Raw genomic sequence first — 9,759 nt, 5'->3', positions numbered from 1 at the left:
AAAGAAAGCCTGAGCCCGGAACAGCTTGGAGAGCTGACAGACAAATTTTATGAATGTTATGGAGCCGGAAAAGCTGGCAGGTAACAAAGAAAAAAAGCGGTAAATCCCGCTTTTTTTCTTTACATCACCGTATTTCTACCCGTGGTGGATGGAATTGCTATCCACACCGCAATGCAGAGCATCCACTGCCTGCGACAATGTTAGATAATAACATTGCCATAAATGTTATTATTTCAACCCGTGTCCGCCGGAATTGCTGGCGGAACCACATATATAGCATCCAATATATGCGACAAGTTTATTATAATTTATTCAGAAATAAATGTCAATATTTTCGGATGACTAATTTGCCAAATATATGTCGCACTGAAAATAAGAAAAAATATTATTTTTGTCATGATTTTTGTCATATAATTATAAAATATAAGCATTTATATAATTTATGTGACATTTTTTAATGGGTTCAAGTCCCATCTTCCGCAGTGAAAAAGAAAGCCTCAGGTGGAAACCTGAGGTTTTTCTTTTTCCGTACCGAAGCGTCCCATCTTCCGCCTTATTTTTGCCTGAAAACAAGGGGGTTTCAAGAGGCGATTACCAAAGGTAATCAAAAAAGTAATCAAATGATCAAAAATGCACAGGGAAAGGAGAGTCCTGTGCAAGTGCTTCTAAAGATAAATCGACCATAAATCGGTTTATTTTTTTGCAAAAAATTTCTCCTCAAAATTTTAAATTGACTTCTTTTATGCTGATAATATAAAGTAAGAATATAGAGGGGAGTGAGATGTTAGTGTGAAAAATCACACTGATGTGCTGATTTTTCACACGGCTATTTATTTCTGAGCGAAAACAAATAGCCATGATGGCAGACGCAAATTTGATATTTGCGTCGCCTCTTCGCGACAAGTCGCTCAGAAATGAGGGATTAAGATATAAGATAGATGTTTCACATGCCTTAGAAAGAAGCGGTTTTTAATCTATTTATAGTAACTTTTAAAAGTGATATAATCGAGGTATCAAAGGAAAGGAGTTACCAAGGATGCAGATTGGAATAATCCAAATGCTTTGCAATCAATCAAAAATCAAATGGTCGGTTCATTGTTTAGCGCGGATGCAGGAACGAGACATAAGCCGGGAAGATGTAAAAAATTGTATTTCTAAAGGTGAAATTATTGAGGATTACCCAGACGACTTCCCACATCCAAGTTGTTTGGTTTTTGGTTATACGGTAAACAATAAGCCTATACATGTAGTGGTCGGAAATGATGAGGAATATATTTATATAATAACAGCATATTTTCCGAGCACTGTAAAGTTTGAAGATGATTTAAAGACCAGAAAGGGGCGTTGAGTATGTGTATGTTTTGTAAATGTGATACTGTAAAAGCAAGTTTGACAACTCATGTTGTAAATTATGAAGGGTGTGTGATTGTGATTAAAAATGTACCCTGTGAAGAGTGTGAACAATGCGGAGAAAGATTTTATACGGACGAGGTGGCAGAGCGACTGGAAAAGATGGTTGATGCCGCAAAAAAGCTGATGCAAGAAATTTCTGTTATTGACTATTCAAAGGTTGCATAAATTTCTAAGCATCTTATTGGGTGTTTCCCTCAGTGGCCGCATAGGAAAACCAGGAGCCGTCGCAGCGGCGTTTCCAGCGATAAATGTACTGCCTGTTGGTTTGTGCTTAACAGCAGCTTTGGAAACGCCGTATTTTTAGGTATAAGGGAATTTAGAGAGGATGGAGAATGAAGGTAGAAAAGAAAGAAACGATCAACGATAATGGAACCTGCACAATGGAGAAAAAAATCACAACCACAGAGGAAGATGGCTGGATTAATGCGAGAAAGACATTTGGAAGAAGAACGGAGCCGCGTCAAAGATACTTTAAGGGTAAATCGGTTTCTTATCACTATCAAACAAATGATCCGAAGGTCACGAAACCGGCTTTATTCATCATTAGCATTGTTTTAATAGTATTGACTGGAATTCTTATCGGTCTTGCTCTATTGTTCCATAGTATGACATTGCTCTTCTTTGGTATTGTTTTTATATTTTTTGCTGTGGTTTTTATTATAAGCAATGTTCGGTCCATCCGCAGGATTGAAAAAAAGATACGGGAAGGAGAACAGCGATGAAACGCATAAAGCGATATGTTTTGAGCATAGGAATACTTCTTATATCTCTTAGTATGTTTTCGGCTTGCGGGGACAAGAGGACAACGTATACATATAAAAATGACCATGTATATTTCAAATTTGACAGAGCAGGACTCCGGTAAATTTACGGACATTATTCTGTACGATAATCCATCCTGGGGACGTGCGGTTTCTTTTTCGCTTTTAGATGATGAGTCAGGAATGGAATGCTCCTATTCGGATGAAAAATTCATAAGGACGGAATAACAAACATTACATAAAGCCAATCCGGAATATCCCGATGGAAAGTATTGGGCGCAGCAAGGCTGGCTTGACGGCGTAAGACCCTGGAACAGTAACAGGAAAAAGAAATAACGGGAGAGATACAGTATGGAAATCGGAATTCGAAAATATGAGGAAAGCGATATCCCTGGCATGGTGAGTATTTGGAATGAAGTGGTGGAAGAGGGTGTCGCTTTCCCACAGACAGAATATCTTACGCAGGAAAGCGGCAGAGCCTTTTTTGCAGACCAGACATGGTGCGCAGTTGCACAGGATGTAAAGAGCGGAAAGCTCTTGGGACTGTATATACTTCATCCAAATAATATCGGCAGGTGCGGGCATATCTGTAACGCCAGCTATGCTGTTTCCTCGGATGCGCGGGGAAGGCAGATTGGCAGAAAATTAGTGGAGGACAGCCTTATACAGGCAAAGCATCATAACTTTCGTATCATGCAGTTTAACGCGGTTGTGGCGGGAAATACCCGCGCAAGAAGATTGTATGAAAGCCTGGGTTTTGTTCCGCTTGGAAGCATTCCGGAGGGCTTTTTGATGAAAGACGGACATTTTGAAGATATTGTATTATATTATAAGAATGTCGGCAGATAAAGGCGGCAGGGAGAACTTCCTGCCATTGCCAACAGAAAAAGAACCGTATGCGATCAATGATATTACCCATAGGTTTACACGGTATAACTATTTGGATGATTCCAGGATTTTGCAGTGGCGGGTATAATGGAAACAGCTTACAATATTGGATAAGACTGCAGGAAGAGGTGATATCATGGCGGATTATTTTGAAAGAGAAACATCCAAGCTGGGCTTTGGCCTGATGCGTCTGCCGAAAAAAGGGCTTGGCACCGACATCGAACAGATGAAGCAGATGGTAGACCTGTTTATGGAGGCCGGATTTACCTATTTTGACACGGCCTATGTGTACATGGGTTCGGAAGCGGCCGCCAAGAAGGCCCTTGTGGACCGTTATCCCCGGGATGCCTATACTCTGGCAACCAAACTAAACGCTTTTATTATGGCGCCTACGGAAAAGGCGGCCAAAAAGCAGTTTTACACCAGTCTGGAGCGGACAGGTGCGGGCTATTTTGATTATTATCTGCTCCACGCCCTGATGGATAATAACTATACGAAGTATGAAAAATTTCATCTGTGGGACTTTGTTCAGGAGCAGAAGGCAAAGGGGCTGATCAAGCATCTGGGTTTCTCCTTCCATGCAGGCCCGCAGCTTCTGGATAAGCTTTTGACAGAACATCCCGAAGTGGATTTTGTGCAGCTTCAGCTTAATTATGCGGATTGGGAGAATCCGTCGGTTCAGTCCAGGGCAAACTATGAAGTGGCCAGAAAGCATGGAAAACCTATCGTGGTTATGGAGCCGGTAAAAGGCGGAAATCTGGCGGATCCGCCGGCCGAAGTGAAAAAGCTGTTTATGGACTATCATTCGGATATGTCCTGCGCCTCCTGGGCCATCCGGTTTGCTGCTTCCCTGGAGGGAGTCATTACGGTGCTGTCAGGCATGTCAAACGTAGAGCAGATGAAGGACAACCTCTCTTATATGAAAAGTTTTCAGCCTTTGAATGAGGAGGAACAGAGAATCATTCAGCAGGCTCAGCGGATTTTGGGGCATTCAGCGGCTATTCCGTGTACCGCCTGCCATTACTGTACTGAGGGCTGTCCCAAGCAGATACCCATTCCGGAGATTTTTTCCGCAATGAACAAAAAGCTTGCCAACGGCCAGGCGCTTCAGGCGGCAGAGGACTATCAAAAGGCCATTGATGGAAAAGGAGCTGCATCCGATTGTATCCGCTGCCGTCAATGCGAAAATGCCTGCCCCCAGCATCTGCCCATTATAAGACACCTGGAACAGTGCCGGGAGCTGCTGAAAGCAGAAAGATGACAGAATTTATTGATGATGAAGGAGAAAGCAGCTATGAAACAAAAAATTAAAAAATTAACCCTCTCAGCAATGTTTTTGGCTCTCGGCCTGGTGCTGCCGTTTTTGACGGGACAGATTCCGCAGATCGGCAATATGCTGCTGCCCATGCACATTCCCGTGTTTTTGTGCGGACTGATCTGCGGCTGGCAGTATGGCGCAGTGGTCGGGTTTATTCTGCCGCTGTTTCGTTCCGCTGTGTTTGGAATGCCTGTGTTTTTCCCAACAGCCACGGCCATGGCCTTTGAGCTGATGACCTACGGTCTTGTGGCGGGCTTGCTTTACAGTCTTTCAAAATGGCAGTGTATCCGTGCGCTGTACCGGTGTCTGGTCATCGCCATGCTGGCGGGGCGGGTTGTCTGGGGTGTGGTACAGATCATCCAGCTGGGTGTAACAGGCGGCGGCTTTACATGGCAGATGTTTATGGCTGGTGCGTTCCTGAATGCGGTGCCCGGCATTGTTGTGCAGCTTATTTTGATTCCTGTTGTGATGTTATCTCTCAACCGTACCGGGCTGGTTCCCTTCCGCAGGATGCGGGCATATTGAGCGAAACCATTCGGGAGGGCTGTGAAAAGAGTGTATGCGATTTTCGCGAGAGACATGCGGGGAGTCCTTGAAGGAGGGCTTCCTGTTTTTTTTATTTTTTTGAAACTTTTTTACTTTCCTTTGCATCTATAGATTGAGACAGGGGATGAGGCCTTGTCTTACGCAAAGTTACTGGTACCAGAAAGCGCAGAAATGAGGATTTCTATGAAAAACGGAATATACGAAAAAATAGTGGATCATATAACAGAGAATCAGGAAAAATTTTACCGGCTGGCCTATAGCTATGTTCAGAATAAAGAAGATGCCTTGGATGTGGTACAGAATGCTATTTGCCAGGCGCTGGATCATTATGAGACGGTGAAAAATGAAAATGCGGTAAGAACCTGGTTTTACCGAATTCTTGTCAATGAAAGCCTTCTGTTTTTAAGGCAGCGAAAGAGAGAGGTTTTAGCTGGCGATGAGAAACCCATGGAAATTCCTTATTATGAGAGGAGGTATGACAGCAGCGGTGAGGAGATTTATGAACAGATAAGCAGGCTGGAGGAGGATGTGCAGTGTATTGTAAAGCTCCGTTTCTTTGAAGAGCTGACCCTTAAGGAAATTTCCGATGTGATGCAGATGAATTTAAACACGGTAAAAGCAAAGCTGTATAGAGGCTTAAAACAGTTGAAACAAAATATAAAGGAGGCAGATTTATGAGCGAGATGAAAGATGCAAAAGATAAGTACGATGCAATCCCCATCCCGGAGGAACTGGGAGAGCGTGTGCAGGCGGCCATTGAATCCTCGGGCAAGCGCCGCAAAATTCTGCAATGGAAAAGAAGGAAACGAGTCCTAAGAGGTCTGGCAACTTCCGCAGCCGCAGTGGCAGTCGTCTTTACGGTGCTTTTGAATACCAACACCGCATTTGCCCGGGAGATGAGCAGCATCCCCGTTGTGGGAGCCGTTGCAAGGGTGCTTACGTTCAGAACCTATGAGGCAGAGGAAGAAAATGTAGGAATTTCCGTGGAGATTCCCAGCGTGGAAATGATTTCTGCAGACACCAATGGCCTGGCAGATTCTATCAACCAGGAGATATATCAGCTCTGCGAGGAATATGCAAAGGAAGCCGTGGAACGGGCTATGGAATACAGGACGGCATTTCTGGAGACTGGAGGAACCGAAGAGGAATGGGCGGCCCATGATATCCAGATCAATGTGTGGTATGAGGTGAAGGCCCAGACTCCAAATTACTTGTCCTTTGTAGTGAGGGGGAGCGAAAACTGGACTTCCGCTTATAGGGAGGCCAGATATTATACCATTGACCTGCAGCAGGAAAAACTGTTATCCTTAAATGACGTCCTGGGAGAAAACGATATAGAAGCTGCAAATGAGAGCATCCGAAAGCAGATGGAGGTTATGAGTAAAGAGGATGGAATTACGTTTTGGACTCCTGAAGAGGGAGGATTTACAGGCATCACAGAGGAGACGCCGTTCTATATAAATGAGAACGAAAACCTTGTGATTGTTTTTGAAAAGTATCAGATTGCGCCCGGTTCTGCCGGAGACATAGAATTTGAAATAGAAAGGTAGGAAAAGAAGATGAAAAAAATAACTGCATTTTTTATGGCTTTGACCATGTGTGCATACCTTGCGGCCTGCGGAGGTACCAATGAGGAGAGCGCTGTGCCGCAGACTGAAACAGAAACACAGCAATCCACTGACGCACAGACCGAAACAGAGACACAGCAGACAACTGCCGGGGAAAGTACGGCAGAGGAGTCCCAAAGCCAGCCAACGAAAGAAACACAGTCGGCGGAAGAAACACAGCCGGAAGCGTCTGAGGGAACAACCCAGGCTGCATCTGAGGAGGAAAGTGCCCAGGGAGGTTATGAGGATAATTTTGCAGTGGACAGCGCTGCAGCAGCTGAGTTCGCAGAACAGATTAAGGAAGCGGTTGCGGCACAGGACCTGGAGGCTTTGGCAGACCTGGCTGCGTATCCTCTTTATGTGGGAATTGCAGAGGATGGGGTGTCATCCAGAGAAGATTTGATTGCACTGGGTGCGGAGGCTGTTTTTACATCGGGACTGTCAGCATCAATAGAAGCGGCGGATACCCAGAATCTGACGCCCAGCATGGCAGGGTTTGTACTGTCTGATGGAAGCGGAAACAATATTATATTCTCAGTGGTGGATGGAGAATTGGCTATTCAGGGAATTAACTACGAATAAGAGAATAAAGAGCATAACGCAAAAGCGCAGGACACCTTTACAGCTTTACGGAAACCCGGTATAATGGAATAAAACCAAAACAGGATTTCTGTGGGTGAAATGGAGAAGAAGAGCATGATGACGGAAATGAAAATGAAGGATTTTCTGGATCAGGTGTCCTCCTGCGCGCCGGTGCCGGGAGGCGGCGGTGTCTGCGCTTATGCGGCAGCTCTGGGGATGAGCCTGGGAAGCATGGTGGCGAATCTCACTGCCGGGAAGAAAAAGTACGCAGAATATGAGGAAGAAATTCAGCTGATATTGAAGAAGGCGGCCGGGGTTACCGGGCGCCTTGCTTCCGGTATGGAGAAGGATGCGGAAGCCTTTGAACCCTTGTCGAGGGCCTATGGGCTGCCGAAAAGCACTAAGGAGGAGGCAGAGCATAGGGAGCAGATTATGGAGGAAGCCCTTAAGAAGGCTGCCCAGGCCCCCCTTGCCCTGATGGAAGAAATTATGGAGGCATTGGATATCCTTTCCAGATTGTCTGAGATTGGCAGCAGAATTGCCATCAGCGATGTGGGTGTGGGTGTACAGCTGTGCCGGGCGGCATTAAACGGAGCTTCTTTAAACGTGTATATTAACACGAAGCTGATGAAGAACCGTGAAACTGCGGCGGAAATGAATAAAAAGGCCAGAGAATTGTGCGAAGAGGGATGCAGAGAGGCTGACAGAATCTATGAACAGGTGGCCGGTTCTCTATGTGGGGCCGAGGGGTAATCCCATCCCTTTTTAGACAAACAAAAAGCATAGGAGGACAGCCGTGTGAATATTTTAAAGGGACTTCCCGTGGCAAATGCCATCAATGAACAGATTGCTCAGGAAATGAAGGACTGGAAAGGAGCGTCGCCTCATCTGGCCATTATCCGCGTGGGAGAAAAACAGGATGACATTGCCTATGAGAGGGGCGCTGTAAAGAAAATGGAGAAGGTGGGCTTTGCCTGCACTACCTATGTGCTTCCGGCAGATGTGGACAATGATACTTTTTTGCAGAAATTTGATGAGATCAATGAAAGCCGGGATATAGACGGCATTCTTCTGCTTCGTCCTCTGCCAAGGCATCTGGATGAAAAGGCTGTGGAAAGCCGTATTGCGCCTGGGAAGGATCTGGATGGGATGTCGCCAATAAACCAGGCTAAAGTGTATGCCGGGGATGAGAGTGGATTTGCTCCCTGTACGGCAGAAGCCGTAATAGAAATGCTGGATTATGCCGATGTGGACCTGAAGGGAAAAAGGGCCGTTGTAATCGGCCGAAGCCTTGTGATCGGCAAGCCTGTGGCCATGCTGCTTTTGAAAAAGAATGCAACGGTGACGGTGTGCCACACAAAAACAGAAGATCTGCCGGGGATCTGCAGAAATGCCCAAGTGCTTGTGGCGGCAGCAGGCGCTGCAAAAATGGTGGGCGCTGACTATGTGGGCAGGGATGCGGTTGTGATCGATGTGGGAATCAACGTAGACGAAGAAGGAAATCTATGCGGAGATGTGAAGCTGGATGAGGTAGCGGAAACGGCAGCTTTGGCTACGCCGGTGCCGGGGGGCGTGGGAAGCGTCACCACCTCTGTGCTTGCAAAGCACCTGCTGCGGGCTGCAAAAATGTCTGGAAAATGTTAATTTTTTCTGTTTTTTGGCCGATAAATATGATAAGATAGAAATAGGAAACAAGGGAAATCATGAGGGGCATGGATGCCGGAATGATAAGTGTGGAATATGATACAAGGAGGTAGCGCGTATGAGCATTACGATTCAGGCAAAAACAGATTATTCTTTTTTATTTTCCAGTCTGGGAAGCGGAGCTGCCGGTGTGGCGGGCAGTACCTTTCTGCTCGATTATGCCAGCATTAAAAATGGCAGCTATCTCAAGCTGATGAAGGCCTATTATGCCGAGGATGCCAATGACACGGTGAAATCACTGGTAAACAGTGATGCGACGGGAAAGGCAGATTCCAAGACCCTGGCCAGGGTGCAGACTGCGGCCGATGCGCTGAAGGAATCAGCGGATGCCCTGCTGGAAAAGAGCAGCGATTCTGTGTTCACCAAAAAGGATATTACTACGGTGGATGAAAACGGTGTGGAAAGTACCCAGAAGGGATATGATACCGAAAGCATTTACAAGGCGGTAAACAGCTTTGTGACAAATTTTAACGCTGTCGTAGATGCAGTGAATGATTCTGGAAGCGAAAGCATTACCAAACGTGCTGAGAGCATGGTGAATGCCACCATCAGCAATCTGAAGCTGCTGAATAAGATAGGGATTACGTTAAACGATGACAGCACGCTGTCTCTTGATAAGGATACCTTTATGGAGGCGGATATGACTACGGTAAAAAGCCTTTTTGGTGAAAACGGGTCCTATGGATACAGGGTGTCGGCGCAGTCCTCCTTAATTGGTTATGCGGCGGACAGAGAGGCGAACCGGACGAATACCTATACCTTTACAGGAGTCTACAGCAGCCTCTATAATGCAGGAAGTTTGTTTAACGGCTACTTTTAACGGCGGCAGATTATGACTAAACTGTTACGAAAATAAAAAAAATGCTGAAGTGAAAAGTTTATTCCCACTTTGAAAGCTGCGAAAAGAAAAGTGGCAATTACTCTTACAAAAATGAGTGAT

Annotated in this window: 12 protein-coding genes; all 12 read left to right on the top strand. The window is 45.6% G+C overall.

Going from position 1 to position 9,759, the window contains the following annotated elements:
* The first annotated feature begins 1,036 nt into the window (after positions 1-1,036).
* Entirely contained in the window at positions 1,037-1,348 is a 312-nt protein-coding gene (locus SHK35_RS13745) for a DUF4258 domain-containing protein (protein ID WP_318710204.1), read from the top strand.
* 2 nt (positions 1,349-1,350) lie between these two features.
* Entirely contained in the window at positions 1,351-1,578 is a 228-nt protein-coding gene (locus SHK35_RS13740; RefSeq protein WP_318704716.1) for a type II toxin-antitoxin system MqsA family antitoxin, read from the top strand.
* 167 nt (positions 1,579-1,745) lie between these two features.
* Positions 1,746-2,135, top strand: a complete 390-nt coding sequence (locus SHK35_RS13735; RefSeq protein WP_318704717.1) for a hypothetical protein — start codon at positions 1,746-1,748, stop codon at positions 2,133-2,135.
* 390 nt (positions 2,136-2,525) lie between these two features.
* A complete protein-coding gene (locus SHK35_RS13730; RefSeq protein WP_318710203.1) occupies positions 2,526-3,023 on the top strand; it encodes a GNAT family N-acetyltransferase in 498 nt (165 codons plus the stop codon).
* A 175-nt stretch (positions 3,024-3,198) separates the two neighbouring features.
* Positions 3,199-4,323 (top strand): aldo/keto reductase, encoded by a 1,125-nt coding sequence (locus SHK35_RS13725; RefSeq protein ID WP_318710202.1) that lies wholly within the window; start codon positions 3,199-3,201, stop codon positions 4,321-4,323.
* 33 nt (positions 4,324-4,356) lie between these two features.
* Positions 4,357-4,905: an ECF transporter S component gene (locus SHK35_RS13720; RefSeq protein WP_318704719.1), complete on the top strand. Its 549-nt coding sequence runs from the start codon at positions 4,357-4,359 to the stop codon at positions 4,903-4,905.
* A gap of 204 nt (positions 4,906-5,109) precedes the next feature.
* Positions 5,110-5,604 (top strand): sigma-70 family RNA polymerase sigma factor, encoded by a 495-nt coding sequence (locus SHK35_RS13715; protein ID WP_318710201.1) that lies wholly within the window; start codon positions 5,110-5,112, stop codon positions 5,602-5,604.
* On the top strand, positions 5,601-6,476 hold the full coding sequence (locus SHK35_RS13710) for a DUF3298 and DUF4163 domain-containing protein (RefSeq protein WP_318710200.1): 876 nt from the start codon (positions 5,601-5,603) through the stop codon (positions 6,474-6,476). Before SHK35_RS13715 ends, SHK35_RS13710 begins: the two co-directional genes overlap by 4 nt.
* Before the next feature lie 9 nt (positions 6,477-6,485).
* Entirely contained in the window at positions 6,486-7,115 is a 630-nt protein-coding gene (locus tag SHK35_RS13705; protein ID WP_318710199.1) for a hypothetical protein, read from the top strand.
* Between the two features lie 99 nt (positions 7,116-7,214).
* Positions 7,215-7,868, top strand: a complete 654-nt coding sequence (locus SHK35_RS13700; protein ID WP_318704860.1) for a cyclodeaminase/cyclohydrolase family protein — start codon at positions 7,215-7,217, stop codon at positions 7,866-7,868.
* Positions 7,869-7,913: 45 nt separating this feature from the next.
* Positions 7,914-8,759 carry a bifunctional 5,10-methylenetetrahydrofolate dehydrogenase/5,10-methenyltetrahydrofolate cyclohydrolase gene (locus SHK35_RS13695; protein WP_318710197.1) on the top strand — a complete coding sequence of 282 codons (846 nt, stop codon included), beginning with the start codon at positions 7,914-7,916 and terminating at the stop codon, positions 8,757-8,759.
* A gap of 118 nt (positions 8,760-8,877) precedes the next feature.
* Complete coding sequence (locus SHK35_RS13690) at positions 8,878-9,639, top strand: hypothetical protein (RefSeq protein ID WP_318710196.1); 762 nt, start codon at positions 8,878-8,880, stop codon at positions 9,637-9,639.
* The last annotated feature ends 120 nt before the right edge of the window (positions 9,640-9,759 follow it).

This window comes from Candidatus Acetatifactor stercoripullorum, from assembly GCF_944382095.1.
Taxonomy (GTDB): domain Bacteria; phylum Bacillota; class Clostridia; order Lachnospirales; family Lachnospiraceae; genus Acetatifactor; species Acetatifactor stercoripullorum.
This window is presented reverse-complemented; position numbering and strand designations above follow the sequence as displayed.

What these genes read in the sequence shown, in the direction of transcription:
- SHK35_RS13700 (WP_318704860.1), top strand. Translation starts at nt 7,215, where the DNA reads ATGGAGAAGAAGAGCATGATGACGGAAATGAAAATGAAGGATTTTCTG.
- SHK35_RS13730 (WP_318710203.1), top strand. Translation starts at nt 2,526, where the DNA reads ATGGAAATCGGAATTCGAAAATATGAGGAAAGCGATATCCCTGGCATG.
- SHK35_RS13735 (WP_318704717.1), top strand. Translation starts at nt 1,746, where the DNA reads ATGAAGGTAGAAAAGAAAGAAACGATCAACGATAATGGAACCTGCACA.
- SHK35_RS13740 (WP_318704716.1), top strand. Translation starts at nt 1,351, where the DNA reads ATGTGTATGTTTTGTAAATGTGATACTGTAAAAGCAAGTTTGACAACT.
- SHK35_RS13745 (WP_318710204.1), top strand. Translation starts at nt 1,037, where the DNA reads ATGCAGATTGGAATAATCCAAATGCTTTGCAATCAATCAAAAATCAAA.
- SHK35_RS13720 (WP_318704719.1), top strand. Translation starts at nt 4,357, where the DNA reads ATGAAACAAAAAATTAAAAAATTAACCCTCTCAGCAATGTTTTTGGCT.
- SHK35_RS13710 (WP_318710200.1), top strand. Translation starts at nt 5,601, where the DNA reads ATGAGCGAGATGAAAGATGCAAAAGATAAGTACGATGCAATCCCCATC.
- SHK35_RS13715 (WP_318710201.1), top strand. Translation starts at nt 5,110, where the DNA reads ATGAAAAACGGAATATACGAAAAAATAGTGGATCATATAACAGAGAAT.
- SHK35_RS13705 (WP_318710199.1), top strand. Translation starts at nt 6,486, where the DNA reads ATGAAAAAAATAACTGCATTTTTTATGGCTTTGACCATGTGTGCATAC.
- SHK35_RS13690 (WP_318710196.1), top strand. Translation starts at nt 8,878, where the DNA reads ATGAGCATTACGATTCAGGCAAAAACAGATTATTCTTTTTTATTTTCC.
- SHK35_RS13725 (WP_318710202.1), top strand. Translation starts at nt 3,199, where the DNA reads ATGGCGGATTATTTTGAAAGAGAAACATCCAAGCTGGGCTTTGGCCTG.